Origin of the sequence: Massilia sp. DJPM01 (assembly GCF_030348125.1) — a bacterium.
GTDB lineage: Bacteria > Pseudomonadota > Gammaproteobacteria > Burkholderiales > Burkholderiaceae_D > Telluria_A > Telluria_A frigida.
In genome coordinates this window covers 1-13,846 of sequence record NZ_JAQOZV010000041.1, presented here as the reverse complement: position 1 = coordinate 13,846, position 13,846 = coordinate 1, and the positions used below count along the sequence as shown (strand labels likewise).

At 65.4% G+C, this 13,846-nt stretch carries 15 protein-coding genes and 1 tRNA gene; 11 read left to right on the top strand and 5 right to left on the bottom strand.

Going from position 1 to position 13,846, the window contains the following annotated elements; all coding sequences use genetic code 11:
* Window positions 1–6 precede the first annotated feature (6 nt).
* From PO883_RS23085 to PO883_RS23075, 3 genes are all read left to right on the top strand, one after another.
* Complete coding sequence (locus PO883_RS23085; RefSeq protein WP_167087065.1) at window positions 7–591, top strand: response regulator transcription factor; 585 nt, start codon at window positions 7–9, stop codon at window positions 589–591.
* 108 nt (window positions 592–699) lie between these two features.
* Window positions 700–1,167 (top strand): DUF2061 domain-containing protein, encoded by a 468-nt coding sequence (locus tag PO883_RS23080; RefSeq protein ID WP_289311833.1) that lies wholly within the window; start codon window positions 700–702, stop codon window positions 1,165–1,167.
* Between the two features lie 33 nt (window positions 1,168–1,200).
* A complete protein-coding gene (locus tag PO883_RS23075; RefSeq protein ID WP_289311832.1) occupies window positions 1,201–1,575 on the top strand; it encodes a DUF3052 family protein in 375 nt (124 codons plus the stop codon).
* A gap of 14 nt (window positions 1,576–1,589) precedes the next feature.
* Here PO883_RS23075 and queG read toward each other — a convergent pair whose 3' ends face one another.
* Window positions 1,590–2,684 carry a tRNA epoxyqueuosine(34) reductase QueG gene (queG, locus tag PO883_RS23070; RefSeq protein ID WP_289311831.1) on the bottom strand — a complete coding sequence of 365 codons (1,095 nt, stop codon included), beginning with the start codon at window positions 2,682–2,684 and terminating at the stop codon, window positions 1,590–1,592.
* A 56-nt stretch (window positions 2,685–2,740) separates the two neighbouring features.
* On the opposite strand from queG, the gene tsaE reads away from it, so the two are divergent.
* The 3 genes from tsaE to PO883_RS23055 are packed head-to-tail and all read left to right on the top strand — an operon-like array spanning window position 2,741 to window position 5,534.
* Window positions 2,741–3,226, top strand: a complete 486-nt coding sequence (tsaE, locus tag PO883_RS23065; protein ID WP_289311830.1) for a tRNA (adenosine(37)-N6)-threonylcarbamoyltransferase complex ATPase subunit type 1 TsaE — start codon at window positions 2,741–2,743, stop codon at window positions 3,224–3,226.
* Window positions 3,190–4,719 (top strand): N-acetylmuramoyl-L-alanine amidase, encoded by a 1,530-nt coding sequence (locus PO883_RS23060; protein ID WP_289311829.1) that lies wholly within the window; start codon window positions 3,190–3,192, stop codon window positions 4,717–4,719. The genes tsaE and PO883_RS23060 overlap by 37 nt, the downstream gene beginning before the upstream one ends.
* A gap of 8 nt (window positions 4,720–4,727) precedes the next feature.
* Entirely contained in the window at window positions 4,728–5,534 is an 807-nt protein-coding gene (locus tag PO883_RS23055; RefSeq protein WP_289311828.1) for a D-hexose-6-phosphate mutarotase, read from the top strand.
* Between the two features lie 3 nt (window positions 5,535–5,537).
* Here PO883_RS23055 and PO883_RS23050 read toward each other — a convergent pair whose 3' ends face one another.
* The gene (locus tag PO883_RS23050; RefSeq protein WP_289311827.1) at window positions 5,538–6,572 is read right to left on the bottom strand and encodes a carbonic anhydrase; all 1,035 of its coding nucleotides are present in this window, start codon (window positions 6,570–6,572) and stop codon (window positions 5,538–5,540) included.
* 119 nt (window positions 6,573–6,691) lie between these two features.
* The gene (locus tag PO883_RS23045; protein ID WP_167087057.1) at window positions 6,692–7,336 is read right to left on the bottom strand and encodes a VTT domain-containing protein; all 645 of its coding nucleotides are present in this window, start codon (window positions 7,334–7,336) and stop codon (window positions 6,692–6,694) included.
* Between the two features lie 182 nt (window positions 7,337–7,518).
* Between PO883_RS23045 and PO883_RS23040 the strand changes: the two genes are divergently transcribed.
* The 5 genes from PO883_RS23040 (at window position 7,519) to PO883_RS23020 (ending at window position 12,978) form a co-directional block, all read left to right on the top strand.
* Window positions 7,519–8,451, top strand: a complete 933-nt coding sequence (locus PO883_RS23040) for a peptidylprolyl isomerase (protein WP_289311826.1) — start codon at window positions 7,519–7,521, stop codon at window positions 8,449–8,451.
* Between the two features lie 354 nt (window positions 8,452–8,805).
* The gene (mutL, locus tag PO883_RS23035; RefSeq protein ID WP_289311825.1) at window positions 8,806–10,683 is read left to right on the top strand and encodes a DNA mismatch repair endonuclease MutL; all 1,878 of its coding nucleotides are present in this window, start codon (window positions 8,806–8,808) and stop codon (window positions 10,681–10,683) included.
* Window positions 10,680–11,909: a multidrug effflux MFS transporter gene (locus PO883_RS23030; protein ID WP_289311824.1), complete on the top strand. Its 1,230-nt coding sequence runs from the start codon at window positions 10,680–10,682 to the stop codon at window positions 11,907–11,909. Before mutL ends, PO883_RS23030 begins: the two co-directional genes overlap by 4 nt.
* Window positions 11,906–12,850, top strand: a complete 945-nt coding sequence (gene miaA, locus PO883_RS23025) for a tRNA (adenosine(37)-N6)-dimethylallyltransferase MiaA (protein WP_289311823.1) — start codon at window positions 11,906–11,908, stop codon at window positions 12,848–12,850. The genes PO883_RS23030 and miaA overlap by 4 nt, the downstream gene beginning before the upstream one ends.
* Before the next feature lie 51 nt (window positions 12,851–12,901).
* A tRNA-Met gene (locus PO883_RS23020) sits at window positions 12,902–12,978 on the top strand.
* An 80-nt stretch (window positions 12,979–13,058) separates the two neighbouring features.
* Here the strand turns inward: PO883_RS23020 and PO883_RS23015 are convergent.
* On the bottom strand, window positions 13,059–13,271 hold the full coding sequence (locus PO883_RS23015; protein ID WP_289311822.1) for a hypothetical protein: 213 nt from the start codon (window positions 13,269–13,271) through the stop codon (window positions 13,059–13,061).
* A gap of 147 nt (window positions 13,272–13,418) precedes the next feature.
* Window positions 13,419–13,751, bottom strand: coding sequence for a putative signal transducing protein (locus PO883_RS23010; RefSeq protein WP_289311821.1), 333 nt, complete (start codon window positions 13,749–13,751; stop codon window positions 13,419–13,421).
* Between the last annotated feature and the right edge of the window lie 95 nt (window positions 13,752–13,846).

The window sequence follows — 13,846 nt, the reverse complement described above, 5'->3', positions numbered from 1 at the left end:
ACTCCCATGTTGCATATCGTCGATGACGAGGACGTCCTGCGCGACTCCCTCGTCTGGCTGGCGCGCTCCCGCGGGATTGACGCCTGCGGGCACGCCAGCGCCCACCTTTTCCTGGAGCAGGCCGCGGGCCGCTTCGACGCGCACGGCGACTGCCTGCTGCTCGACGTGCGCATGCCCGACCTGAACGGGGTGGCCGTGTTCGACCAATTGGTCGCGCGCGGCCTGACCGCGCGCCTGCCCGTCATCTTCCTCACCGGCCACGGCGACGTGCCGATGGCGGTCGACAGCCTGAAACGCGGCGCCTTCGACTTCTTTGAAAAGCCGTTCGACGGCAACCGCCTGATGGACCGGGTCGAGGAAGCGCTGGCCCTGTCGCGCCAGGCGGGCGCCAGCGCGCTGGTGCAGGCGCGCCTGGCCAGCCTGTCGGCGCGCGAACGCGAAGTGCTGGACCTGATCCTGGCCGGCAAGATGAACAAGGTCGTCGCCGACCAGCTCGGCATCAGCATGCGCACGGTGGAAGTGCACCGCGCCCACATCTTCGACAAAATGCAGGTCAAGACGGCGGTGGAACTGGCCGGCCTGCTCAAATAGCCGGCTCATCGCCGCGCACTATCGCGCCGACATGTAGAATCAACTGTCTTTTCCAAATGCGAACGATTATCATTCAATAATCGGTCACGCAACAGGAAGGATGGCATCATGGTCAGGGCAGCGGCAAAAACGACGAGCAGGGTCGCCACCCACATGGCGATCGCCTTCGCCCTGACCTGGCTGATGACGGGCTCGATCGCGCTGGGCGGTCTGGCCGCCGTCATCGAGCCGGTGCTCAACGTGGCGCTGCTGCCGCTGCACGAAAAAGCCTGGCATGCGCTGGCCGGACTGGCACGCACGGCGCGCGCCCGCATGCTGGCGCTGGCCCTGGAAAAGCTCAGCCAGACCGGCCTGCACATCGCGCTTGCCTTCGGGGTGATGGCCTGGGCCAGCGGCTCGCTGGCCTTCGGCGGGCTGGCGGCGCTGATCGAACCGGTGCTCAACGTCATCGTCCTGCCCTTCCATGACCGCCTGTGGGACCGCTTCGGCAAGGCTGGCCGGGAAGAAATTGAACAATTTACTCAAAATGACATTGAACGCAATGGTGCGTACCCGGGTCAAACACTGGTAGCATAATTTCGCTTCCTAATTCAATCTGGGTACCATCCGATGAGCGAAAAGACGATAGCCGACAAGATGTACCTGAAGACTGCCAAGTCACTGGCGGTCTTCAATGGCGCGGTGCATGCCGCCATGATGGAACAGTTGCCGAAGAGCTTGATCAACGATGACGAAGGACCGGCGGATGTGGTGCTGGTGTTCGCGCTGAACCAGGCTGAGCTTGAAAAATGGTTTCCGGCCGCACTGGAGCGGCTGGGCGAAAAGGGGTCGCTGTGGGTTGCCTACCTCAAGCCGAGCGCGCCGAAAGCCACCGACATCACCCGCGATAGCATTTTCGCATGGGCCAAGGAGCAAGGGGTGACCGGCGTGGCAATGGTGTCGATGGATAGCGACTGGTCGGCGGCGAGGTTGAAGCGCTTGTAGGGGAACGGCGGTGGCTATTGAGCATGCCGCTTCAACGCCCACGCCACGTGCTCGCGCACCATCGGCGAGGCATGGTCCGCGCGCGCCTGCAAGGCCGCCACGATGCGCGCATCGCCACGGCTGCCCGCGGCCGCATTGCCCAGCCCCACCGCCAGATTGCGCAGCCAGCGCTCGTGCCCGATGCGCCGGATCGGACTGCCCTCCAGGCGGCGCCCGAACTCCTCCTCGCTCCAGCCGAACAAACTCGCCATATCCGCACTGCCGAGTTCATTGCGTTCATCGAAATCGGGCACCACGGCGCGCTGCGCGAACTTATTCCACGGGCACGCTGTCTGACAATCATCGCAGCCGTACACGCGGTTGCCAATCAGGGGGCGCAGCTCTTCCGGAATGCTGTTTTTCAATTCAATGGTCAGGTAGGAAATGCAGCGGCGCGCATCGAGCCGTCCGGGCGCCAGGATCGCCTGGGTCGGGCAGGCCGTGATGCACGCGCTGCACTGGCCGCAGTGGGCGCTGGCCGGCGCATCGACCGGCAGCGCCACGTCGACCAGGATCTCGCCGATGAAAAACATCGAGCCGGCATCGCGATTGAGAATCAGGGTGTGCTTGCCGCGCCAGCCGATGCCGGCCTTTTCGGCCAGCGGCAATTCCATGACCGGCGCCGAGTCGGTAAACACCCGGAAGCCCAGCTGCCCGGTCTCGCGCTCGATGCGCTCGGCCAGCTGCTGCAGGCGGCTGCGCAGCACCTTGTGATAGTCGCGTCCACGCGCATAGATCGAAATGACGGCCGCGCCCGGGTCGCGCAGGCGCGCCGCTTCGCGCTCGCGCCAATCGTCCGGGGTGGCCGTGGGCAGGTAATCCATGCGCGCACTGATGACCCGCACCGTGCCCGGCACCAGTTCGGCGGGACGGGCCCGCTTCATGCCGTGGCTGGCCATGTACTCCATCTCGCCATGGCGGCCCGCGTCCAGCCAGGCTTGCAAGCCCGCTTCCGCATGCGACAGGTCGGCGTCGCTGATGCGCACGTCGGCAAAGCCCAGTTCCGCCCCCCAGCGCTTGATGGAGTGCGCCAATGCGGACAAATCGGGTTCGGCGTGAGAAGAAAGCATGGTAGGCGGGAGTACAATCGGGGGACTGACAAACATTACAGACCACATTCTATTCCATGCAGCACTTCAAAGCCCATCTCCACGACGAAGCCGGCACCGCCGCCCTGGGCGCCGCACTGGCGCGCGCCCTGCTGCCGGGCCTGGCCATCCACCTGCACGGCGACCTTGGCGCCGGCAAGACCGCCCTCACCCGCGCCCTGCTGCACGCGGCCGGCCACGCGGGCACCGTCAAGAGCCCGACCTACACCTTGTCCGAGCCCTACAGCATCAAGCTCGACGGGCGCGCGGTGAATGTCATCCATTTCGACCTGTACCGCATGGGCAGTGCCGAAGAATTCCTGGACGCCGGTTTTCGCGAAGAATTCAATGGGGACAACATCTGCATCGTCGAATGGCCGGAAAAAGCCGATCCGGTACTGCCGCCGCCCGACCTGAGTGTATTCCTTCACGTTGCCGGACTCGGCCGTGATGTAGAATTGCAAGCGTTGTCCGACCTGGGTTTGCTATGCCTCAACCGCCTTACTTTCGCACCAAACCTTTGATTCCGGGACCAGTAACCCGGCGCACCATCCTGAAAGCTGGCGGCACCCTGCTGCTTTCCGTGTTTCCCGTCCTGCCCGCCGCCGCCGCGCAAATTCTCGCGGTGCGGGTCTGGCCGGCCGCCGACTACACCCGCGTCACGCTGGAAAACGACAGCGACCTCAAAGTCACCCACTTCACCGTGCCCGACCCGCAGCGCCTGGTGGTCGACATCGAAGGGCTGGAACTCAATCCGACCCTGAAAAGCCTGGTGGCCAAGATCCAGTCGGGCGACCCGTACATCAAGCAGGTGCGGGTGGGCCAGAACCGGCCCAACGTGGTGCGCCTGGTGTTCGACCTGAAAGAAGAAATCAAGCCGCAAGTGTTTACGCTGGCGCCGGTCGGCAGCTACAAGCACCGCCTGATTTTCGATCTGTATCCGGTCAAGGCGGTCGACCCGATCGCGGCGATGATCGAAAAAGGCGAGTGGTCGCGCGCCGACGCGCCGCCGGGCAGCCCGGAAATGCCGGCGCCCGCGCCCAGGCCGCCGCTTGCGGCAACGCCAGCGGCTACCGCGCCGGCTACCGCGCCGGCTACCGCGCCGGCTACCGTGCCGCCCGCGCCCATCGTAACGCCGCCAGCTCCGGTGATCGTACCGCCGGCCGGACCGGTGCTGGCCCAGCCAGCCGCGCCGCCGCCTGCCCCCGTGCCGAAAACAGAACTGCCCGAGCCGGCCCCGGTGCGTCCCGACCCGCCGCGCGTGGCCGCCTCGAAGGCCGACAAGGGCGGCAAGGGCGGCAAGGTGGTGCGCATGATGACCATCGCGCTCGACCCCGGCCACGGCGGCGAAGACCCGGGCGCGATCGGCGCGTCCGGCACGCGCGAAAAAGACATCGTGCTGGCGATCGCCAAACGGCTCAAATTCAAGCTCGAAGAGCAGCCCAACATGCGCGTCATGCTCACGCGCGACGGCGACTACTTCGTGCCGCTCGGCGTGCGCGTCGAAAAAGCGCGCAAGGTGCAGGCCGACCTGTTCGTGTCGCTCCACGCCGACGCCTTCATGCTGCCGACCGCGCGCGGCTCGTCGGTGTTCGTGCTGTCCGAAAAAGGCGCCACCTCGACCGCCGCGCGCTGGCTCGCCAACAAGGAAAACCTGGCCGACGCCATCGGCGGCGTAAACATGCAGAGCCACGACAAGCAGATCGCCAGCGTGCTGCTGGACCTGTCGACGACGGCCCAGATCAACGACTCCATGAAACTCGGCAAAGCGGTGCTGGGCGAAATCAGCGGCATCGCGCGCCTGCACAAAGGCTCGGTCGAACAAGCCGGCTTCGCGGTGCTGAAAGCGCCCGACATCCCCTCGATCCTGATCGAGACGGCCTTCATTTCGAACCCCGAAGAAGAAGCCAAGCTGCGCGACAACGGCTACCAGGACCAGATCGCAGCCGCCATCACCAAGGGCATCAAGCGCTATTTCGCGGCCAATCCGCCGCTGGCCAAGGGCCGCCAGACGTGAACCAATCCATGAACACAATCGAGATGGCCGAGTACGGCCAACTGCCGGCCGTACGCATGCGCAGCGCCGACGGCGCCCAGGCCATCGTCACGCTGTACGGCGCGCACCTGGTGTCGTGGCAGGGTGCCGATGGCGCCGAGCGCCTGTTTTGCAGCGCGAAGTCGGCACTCGACGGCAGCCGGGCGATTCGCGGCGGCGTGCCGCTGATCTTCCCCCAGTTCGCCGAACGTGGTACCGGCATGCGGCATGGCTTCGCGCGCGTGGCCACCTGGCGCTTGCAGGACAGCGGTGCGCACGATGGCGCCGCGTTTGCCGTCTTCGCGCTGGAACATGGCGACCTGGCGCCGGCGCTGGCGCAAGCCTGGCCGCACGGCTTCGCGCTGACGCTGCGGGTGGAAGTACATGGCGCCGTGCTGGCGCTGGCGTTCGAGGTGCGCAATACGGGCCTTGACGCCTTTGCGTTTTCGGCCGCCCTGCACACCTATTTTTCGGTCGGCCAGCTGGCGCGGGTGCGCATCGGCGGGGTGCAGGAAGGCTTGCTGCGCATCGATGACAAATTCGATCATATCTTCCAGGGCATCGACGGCGCCATGACGCTCGCCGATGGCGGCACCACCCTGCACCTTGCGCAAAGCGGCTTTGGCGACGCGGTGGTGTGGAACCCGGGCGCGCTCGACGCGGCCGCGCTGAACGACATGGATGATGCCGAGTACCAGCGCTTCGTGTGCATCGAACCGGCCCTGATCGCGCCCTTGACGCTGGCCCCGGGCGCGGCCTGGCGCGGTGCGCACCAGGTCCGCATCGAGACGCAATAAGCCTTAGTTCGATTCCTTGATCATGCGTCCGGCGCTCGATTGAAGCGGCCGGGCGTTGAGCGGATACATGCGGGAAAACAGCGCCATCTGGGCCGGCGACGCCTGCATCGGCTGCTTCATCACCAGCCACAGCACGCCTTCATTGCAAGGCGGCGTGGTGAGCGAGCCCATGAACGTGAAGTAATCGCGGCGCTGCGGCAGCATGTCGGCCACATCGAGCACCACGTTCGGATTGACGACATCGAGCTTTTCCAGCGGCAGATTGTTCCACACCGTCTGGATCAGATTGTTCCCCTTGCCGCGTTCGAGCAGCACCGCCAGCACCGCCAGCTTGCCCTCCGGGTCCTTGTGCACCATGTGCACCACCATCTCGAAACCCTTGCCGTTGACGCGCTCCTCGGACGGGCGATGGAAGTGGAACTGCAGCAGCTCGTAGGAGCGGTTCTGCACCGTGATGAAATTACCGCCGCCGACCGTCACCTGCACGGTATGGCCGTTATCGACCACGCTGAAGCCCGACGGCTTGTAATCGAAGCTGATCTGCTCCAGGTCGACCTTCATGCCATCGCGCAGGTCGATCGGCGACTGGCGGGTGCCGGTATCGCACTTGGCCCAGGCCGAATTGATCTTGCCCCAGTTGGCCGGCCCGGTTTCGCCTTCATACGACCAGTGGTCGCTGTGGAAGGGGCGCGCCGGCGGCGGCTGGGTGATCGCGGCGACGGCTTCGCGGCGCGTGACGGCCGCCTTTTTGGCCTTGGCGGCGGCGGCCACACGGGCCGCCTGGTTGGCGCGCATGACGGCCAGGCGGGCGGCGATCTTGGCCGACAGTTCGGCTTCGGCATCGGCCTCGCTCAGCGCCTGGGCGGCGGCCGCCTTGGCCGAGGGCTTGGCGGCGGCCGGCTCCTTGGCGGGCTCGGCGGCTGCCGGCTTGGACGCCGCCGGTTTGGACGCGGCAGCGTGGGCGGCGGCGGGAGGATCGTTGGCGCTTGCCGTCGAGATGGCCAAACTGCAAGCAAAGAGGGCGATCAGGTTGCGCATGATGTTCCAGAAAGTAGAAATACAGTCTGGTTATCGGCGGGTGCGCGCGGAAACTTGAGTCCATAAAGCAACATCGGCGCGAAAATCTCTCGCCGATGGGGGATGGCGATGGCCGTCGCTTAACGGCTGAGCATCTTGCGGCTGACTTTCCACAAACCGCCGAGCGCCAGCGGCACGATGGCCGCGCTCACGCCGAGCAGGACGATGAGGGTCAGGTTGTCGCGCACGATAGGCAAATTGCCAAAGAAGAATCCCGCCGTCACCAGGCTGATCACCCAGATGGCCGCGCCGGCGAAGTTATACAACTGGAAACGCGCATGCGTCATGTCCGATACCCCGGCCACGAACGGCGCGAAGGTGCGCACCACCGGCACGAAGCGCGCCAGGATGATGGTCTTGCCGCCGTGCTTCTCGAAGAAATCGTGGGTGCGGCGCATGGCATCCTTGTTGATCCAGCGGTAATTATGGGTAAACACCCGCTGCCCGATGGCTTCGCCGATCCAGTAATTGAGGGTATTGCCGGTGACGGCGGCGGTGATCAGCAAGGTGATCAGGACCCAATAATCGAGCTGGCCGCTGACGCAGGCCGCGCCCGCGATGAACAAGAGTGTATCGCCGGGAAAAAAGAACAGCACTACCAGGCCGGTTTCGCAAAACACGATGGCAAACAGGACGGCGTAAACATAGACACCATACTTGGCCAGCAACACCCCAAGCGTCTTATCGACATGCAGAATCATGTCGAAGAATTGCATCAGATCCATAAATATCCTAAAAGGTAGCGCCGCATCATAACATCACTCGGTGTCAAAAATTGTATCCGCTGGCGGGGGGACAGCAAGAAATCGAGGCGCCCCGGAAGTTTCCTCACTGGCCATCTTGCGGTTTACAATTGTCGCGAGCGGCGCAGCGGACGCCATGCCAGCAACCGACCTGGAGACAACAGATGGATGTATTACATGGAATAAACAAGGCCAGCCTGCTGGCGGCCATGGCGGCGGGCAGCCTGGTGCTGCCGGCGCAGGCTGCGCGGCCGGCCAGGGAACTGGCGACCAAGCCGACGGTGGCTGACGTGGTCAAGGCATCGACGCCAGCGGACTGGCGCGCGCTCGACCCCGAGAACACCCTCTATATGGATATCCCCGGCGGGCGGGTGGTCATCGAACTGGCGCCGGTGTTCGCGCCCAGGCATGCGGCCAACATCAAGACGCTGGCGCGCGAAAACTACTTCGACGGCCTGGCGATCATCCGCTCGCAGGACAACTGGGTGGTGCAATGGGGCGACCCGGACGAAAAGAATCCGCGCCCGATGAAAACGGCCAAGGCTACCCTGCCCGCCGAATTCACGGTAGCGATGAAAAACGACGTCCACTTCACGCGCCTGCCCGACCGCGACGGCTATGCGCCGCGGGTGGGGCACTCGAACGGTTTTCCATCGGCGCGCGACCCGAAATCGGGGCAGGCCTGGCTGACCCACTGCTACGGCATGGTCGGGGTGGGGCGCGACAACGGCGCCGACAGCGGCGGCGGCTCCTCGCTGTACGTGGTGATCGGGCACGCCCCGCGTCATCTGGACCGCAACATCACGGTGGTGGGGCGCGTCATTTCCGGCATGCCGCTGCTATCGACCCTGCCGCGCGGCGCCGCGCCGATGGGGTTTTACGACAAGCCCGAACAGCACGTCCCGATCGCCTCGTTCAAGGTAGCGGCCGACGTGCCGCAAGCCGAGCGCAGCAAATTTGAAGTGATGCGCACCGACAGCGCCGCCTACAAAGCGGCGCTCGAAGCCCAGCGCAACCGTGGCGGCCCCTGGACCAAGGTCGCCGCCGGCCACCTCGACCTGTGCAACGCCCCCATCCCCGTGCGCGAACAGCAATAACTCCCCAACCGGGGTCAGAGCTCTAATTTCCCAACCGGGGTCAGAGCTCTGACTCGAAACTTTTTCGTTTCACAACAGCCCCTCCCCAACCGGGGTCTGACCTCTGACTTGAAACTTTTTCATTGCCCAAACGAGGTCTTCCCCCGATTGGGCAACAATCTGTAGCATTTGCGCCATACTTCGCAGGCTCATCGCGCCAACATCGCGGAAAATCGGTTTGTTCACAGTTTACCGGCCACGGTTTTACAATATTGCAAGTCAGAGGTCAGACCCCGGTTGTAGGAATTTGATTCAGGTTATGGGAACTCGGGAGAGCGCTGCGGCAATCGCGGGAGCAGGGGATATAATTCGCGCATGAACGCTCCTATTTCCGCGCACCGCCCGATCCAGGCCCTCCCCGACCAGCTGATTTCGCAAATTGCCGCCGGCGAGGTGGTCGAACGGCCGTCGGCCGTGGTCAAGGAGTTGCTGGAAAACGCGCTCGACGCCGGCGCCACCCAGATCACCGTGCGCCTCGAAGAAGGCGGCGTGAAACGCATCGCGATCACCGATAACGGCCGCGGCATCGCGCCCGACCAGCTGCCGCTCGCCCTGGCGCGCCACGCCACGTCCAAGATCGCTTCCCTGACCGACCTCGAAAACGTGGCGACACTCGGCTTTCGCGGCGAGGCACTCGCGTCCATCGCAGCCGTGGCCGCCGTCTCGGTCACCTCGCGCACCGCCGATGCCCCGCACGCCTGGGAAATCGTCGGCTCGCATCACGGCACCGTCGCTCCGTCCTCCGGCGCGCACGGCACCACCATCGATGTCCAGGACCTGTACTTCAACACCCCGGCACGGCGCAAGTTCCTCAAATCGGAGCAGACCGAATACGGCCATTGCGCGGAAGTGGTGCGCCGCATCGCCCTGGCGCGCCCGGACGTGGCCTTTTCGCTGTCGCACAACGGCCGCACCATCGATCACTGGAACGTGAGCGAGATGGCGCGCCGCAGCGCCCATATCCTCGGCAGCGATTTCGCCGAGGCGCGCCTGGCCATCGATGAAGCGGCCGGCCCCCTGCGCGTGCACGGCTATGCCGGGCTGCCCACCGCGTCCAAGGCGCGCGCCGATGGCCAGTTCTTTTACGTGAACGGGCGCTACGTGCGCGACAAGCTGCTGGTGCACGCGGTGCGCGCGGCCTACCAGGATGTGCTGCACGGCGACCGTTTTCCTTCCTACGTGCTGGCGCTGGACCTCGACCCTTCGCTGGTCGACGTCAACGTGCACCCGTCCAAAATCGAAGTACGCTTTCGCGACAGCCGCGCGGTGCACCAGTTTGTGTTCCACGCGGTCCAGCGCGCGCTGGCCAAGACCTCGGCCACGGACCACGGCAGCGTGCCAGCGCCGCAAATGGCCGCTGAAGTGGGCGGCGCGTCGACCTGGCGCCGCGAGCATGAGCAGACCAGTTTCGGCACGCAGCTCTCGGCCACCTATTCGCCCTCGCCCTACCCGCCCGGCAGCCGCTACGACGGCCCCGGCGTGGCGCAAACGATGGACAGCTACGGCGCGCTTTTTTCCGGCGCTTCCGGCAGCACCGATGCGGCCTGCGCGCCCGTCACGTCCTACACCGCGCCGGCGCAGAGCATGTCGAACGATGAATATCCGCTCGGCTTCGCCCTGGCCCAGCTGCACGGTATCTATATCCTGGCCCAGAACACCAAGGGCCTGGTGCTGGTCGACATGCACGCCGCGCACGAACGCATCTTGTACGAACAGCTGAAAAACGCGCTCGACGCGCAGGTCGGCGGCCAGGAGATGCAGGTCCAGGCGCTCCTGATCCCGGTGACCTTCTTCGCCGATGCGGTGGAAGTGGGCACCGCCCAGGAGAACCGCGAGACCTTGCAGGCGCTCGGCTTCGACATCGCGGCGCTGTCGCCCACCACGTTGGCGGTGCGCTCGGTGCCGGCCCTGCTCAAGAACGCCGATGCCCAGACGCTGGCGCGCGACGTGCTGCGCGATGTGCGCGAATTCGGCGGCTCGCGCGTGCTGATCGAGCGCCGCAACGAGTTGCTCGGGACCCTGGCCTGCCACACGGCGGTGCGCGCCAACCGCATCCTGAACCAGCCCGAAATGAATTCCCTGCTGCGCCAGATGGAAAGCACCGAGCGTGCCGACCAGTGCAACCACGGGCGTCCGACCTGGGTGCAGCTCGATATCTCCTCGCTCGACAAGCTGTTCCTGCGCGGTCAATGACGATGCGCCAGACCGACACCATCGCTCCGCTGGCGCAGTACGCGCACGCCCCGATCCTCCTGCTGATCATCGGTTTCCTGATGCTGCAGCCGCTGTCCACCGATTTGTACCTGGCGTCGCTCCCGAGTCTGGCCACCGGCTTCGGCGTGCCCGCCGCCACCGTGCAACTGACCTTGTCGATGTTCGTGATCGGCTTCGGCGGCGCGCAGCTGATTATCGGCCCGCTGTCGGACCGCTTCGGACGCCGCCCCGTGCTGCTATGGGGCTTGTCGCTGTACGTGGTGGCCAGCCTGCTGTGCGCGGCCTCGCCCAATATCGGCCTGCTGATCGTGGCGCGCTTCCTGCAGGCGCTGGGCTGCTGCTCGGGCGTGATCGTGGCGCGCGCGATCGTGCGCGATGCCTATGCGCCGGCCGACAGCGTGCGCGTGATCGCGCGCGCCAGCTCGTGGCTTTCGCTTGCGCCCCTCACCGGCCCCATTCTCGGCTCCTATCTCCAGGTGGCCTTCGGCTGGCGCGCCGCGTTCGTGGCGCTGTCGATCCTGTCGGCGCTGCTGCTGGCGGCGGTCGCGCTGCGCCTGCCCGAGACCAATGCGCATAAAAACCCCAGGGCGACCGAGTTCGGTGGCCTCGTGGCGAATTACCGCCTGGTGCTCGGTGCGCGCGAATTCTGGGCGCACGCCCTGCCCGGCGCGCTGTCGTTCGGATCGATCTTCGCCTTCATTTCCGGTTCCTCGCTGGTGCTGATCCGCGTGCTCGGGGTACCGACCGAGTGGTTCGGCTACTGCTTCGCGCTCGGCGTGTCCGGCTACCTGGCCGGCACCATCGTGTGCCGCCGCCTGCTGCCGCTGTTCGGCGCGGCCGTCACGCTGCGCATCGGCAGCACCCTGTCGCTGGCCGCCGGCGCGGTGTTCCTGGCCGCCGTCGGCGCGGGCCTGGCGCATTGGAGCGTGGTGGTGCTGGCCATGTTCATGACGATGGGCGCGCACGGGATCAATTTTCCGGTGTCGCAATCGGGTTCGGTCTCGCCCTTCCCCCAGCAGGCCGGCACCGCCGCCGGCTTGATGGGCGCTTTATATATGTGCGTGGCGTTCGGCGTCGGCACCGTCGTCGGCGCGAGCTTCGACGGCAGCCTGTATCCGCTGGCGCTGATGTCGTGCGGGCTCGGTCTGGCCGTGTTTGCGTCGGTGCGCATGACCGCCACGCCAGTGACGAGGGCCACTTCATGAAACCATTCGCCGTTGCCATCATGGGCCCGACCGCGTCGGGCAAGACTGCGGCCGCGCTGGCCATCGCGCGCGCCATCCCCGCCGAGATCATCTCGGTCGATTCGGCGCTGGTGTACCGCGGCATGGATATCGGCACCGCCAAGCCCACGCCCGAGGAACTGGCCAGCGCGCCGCATCACCTGATCGACATCATCGATCCGGCCGAGTCGTATTCGGTGGCCCAGTTCCGCGACGATACGCTGCGCCTGGTGGCCGAGATCAGCGCGCGCGGCAACCTGGCGCTGCTGGTCGGCGGGACCATGATGTATTTCAAGGGCCTGGCCGATGGCCTGGATGACTTGCCGGTGGCCGATCCGGCCCTGCGCGTGCGGCTCGATGCCGAAGCGGCCGTCATCGGCTGGCCCGGCATGCACGACAAGCTGCGCGCGCTCGATCCGCAAACGGCCGAGCGGCTGGCGCCCAACGACGCCCAGCGCATCAACCGTGCGCTCGAAATCATCGCGCTGTCGGGCAAACCAATGTCGGAACTGCTGGCCAAACGCGAAAAAACCGAATTGCCCTTCGATCTGCTCTCGTTCGGGCTGGAGCCATCGGACCGCAGCGTGCTGCACGCGCGCATCGCCACCCGCTTCGACCAGATGCTGGGCGCGCGCGACGACGCCGGCATCGTGGCCGAAGTGGCCGGCCTGCGCGCGCGCGGCGACCTGCATCCGGGCTTGCCGTCGATGCGCTGCGTGGGCTACCGCCAGGCCTGGGATTATCTCGATGGCAAGATCGACCGCGCCGCCCTGCGCGAAACCGGTATCATTGCCACCCGCCAGCTGGCCAAGCGCCAGCTGACCTGGCTGCGCTCGATGCCGGAACGGGTCGTGATTGATTGCCTGAGTGACAACCCTGCCGGGCAGATGCTGGACTTGATTGTGGCCCGACAGCAAAAATAAGCAGACGGCCTTGACACGCAAAAAGCAGATCTCTATAATCTTGGTCTGTCGGGTGATATAGCTCAGTTGGTTAGAGCACAGCATTCATAATGCTGGGGTCGGTGGTTCAAGTCCACCTATCACCACCACGAACACGGCAAATAACGATTTGCCTTAAAACCCCTGAGACCTCAACCGCTCAGGGGTTTTTTTACGTTGATTCGCCTCCCTAGGAAAACTTCATGGGACCGCCCTCGCTGTCGATGATGGCGCTCAGGCGCGCCAGGGCGGCGGCGTCGCCCACGAACACGTACAGCACCGGGTCGGTGCCGTCGATCGGCATGCACAGCGCTTCAGTCCGGTTATGGTCGAGCACGTTAAGCGCGGCGGTTTGCAGGTCGCGCATCAGCTTTTTGTTGCGCGCTTCAAAAAAATCGTTCATGGGCAACTCCTCGGCAGGTGATCTCACCTCCTTGGACGCCGCCCGCGCCATCTGGTTCAGTGCGGCGCTCGCTTTTGCCCATCGGCGCGCTCGAATCGAGCGCGTGTGCCAGGATGGATGGCGACGCTCGACCGCTGGCGCTTTCGCCTAGACGGACGGGCCGACATCGGCGTCGTCGCTCAGGGTGTAATCGCCATGCTCGCGCGCAGCCAGCAGGTCCTGCGCCTGCTGCAGGTATTCGGCCGGCGCCAGCACGCGCACGCCGCCCATGGCCGGCAGCAGGAACTGGTTGGCCTGGGCCAGGTTGGCGTCGGCCACGACGGCGGGAATGCCCTCGGCGACCAGGAAGCCGCGCGCCAGGTGCGCATCGGTCGGCGTGAAGAAGGTCGCGACGATGAACAGGTCGCGTCCCGGAATCGCTTCTGCTTCGGCGGTGCCGTCCTCAGGGAAGGAATCGGGGCCGGTCAGGGTATCTTGCATGGTGCCTCCGCATGGTGTTTGACTATGACGATCTTACTCCTGATCGCCGCCGATGCCGGTTAATCCGGCCACACACGCGCAACATCCGGTTAAAC

What these genes read in the sequence shown, in the direction of transcription:
- PO883_RS23060 (WP_289311829.1), top strand. Translation starts at nt 3,190, where the DNA reads ATGCCTCAACCGCCTTACTTTCGCACCAAACCTTTGATTCCGGGACCA.
- PO883_RS23010 (WP_289311821.1), bottom strand. Translation starts at nt 13,751, where the DNA reads ATGCAAGATACCCTGACCGGCCCCGATTCCTTCCCTGAGGACGGCACC.
- PO883_RS23015 (WP_289311822.1), bottom strand. Translation starts at nt 13,271, where the DNA reads ATGAACGATTTTTTTGAAGCGCGCAACAAAAAGCTGATGCGCGACCTG.
- PO883_RS23085 (WP_167087065.1), top strand. Translation starts at nt 7, where the DNA reads ATGTTGCATATCGTCGATGACGAGGACGTCCTGCGCGACTCCCTCGTC.
- PO883_RS23080 (WP_289311833.1), top strand. Translation starts at nt 700, where the DNA reads ATGGTCAGGGCAGCGGCAAAAACGACGAGCAGGGTCGCCACCCACATG.
- mutL (WP_289311825.1), top strand. Translation starts at nt 8,806, where the DNA reads ATGAACGCTCCTATTTCCGCGCACCGCCCGATCCAGGCCCTCCCCGAC.
- PO883_RS23045 (WP_167087057.1), bottom strand. Translation starts at nt 7,336, where the DNA reads ATGGATCTGATGCAATTCTTCGACATGATTCTGCATGTCGATAAGACG.
- PO883_RS23055 (WP_289311828.1), top strand. Translation starts at nt 4,728, where the DNA reads ATGAACACAATCGAGATGGCCGAGTACGGCCAACTGCCGGCCGTACGC.
- queG (WP_289311831.1), bottom strand. Translation starts at nt 2,684, where the DNA reads ATGCTTTCTTCTCACGCCGAACCCGATTTGTCCGCATTGGCGCACTCC.
- PO883_RS23040 (WP_289311826.1), top strand. Translation starts at nt 7,519, where the DNA reads ATGGATGTATTACATGGAATAAACAAGGCCAGCCTGCTGGCGGCCATG.
- PO883_RS23030 (WP_289311824.1), top strand. Translation starts at nt 10,680, where the DNA reads ATGACGATGCGCCAGACCGACACCATCGCTCCGCTGGCGCAGTACGCG.
- miaA (WP_289311823.1), top strand. Translation starts at nt 11,906, where the DNA reads ATGAAACCATTCGCCGTTGCCATCATGGGCCCGACCGCGTCGGGCAAG.
- tsaE (WP_289311830.1), top strand. Translation starts at nt 2,741, where the DNA reads ATGCAGCACTTCAAAGCCCATCTCCACGACGAAGCCGGCACCGCCGCC.
- PO883_RS23050 (WP_289311827.1), bottom strand. Translation starts at nt 6,572, where the DNA reads ATGCGCAACCTGATCGCCCTCTTTGCTTGCAGTTTGGCCATCTCGACG.
- PO883_RS23075 (WP_289311832.1), top strand. Translation starts at nt 1,201, where the DNA reads ATGAGCGAAAAGACGATAGCCGACAAGATGTACCTGAAGACTGCCAAG.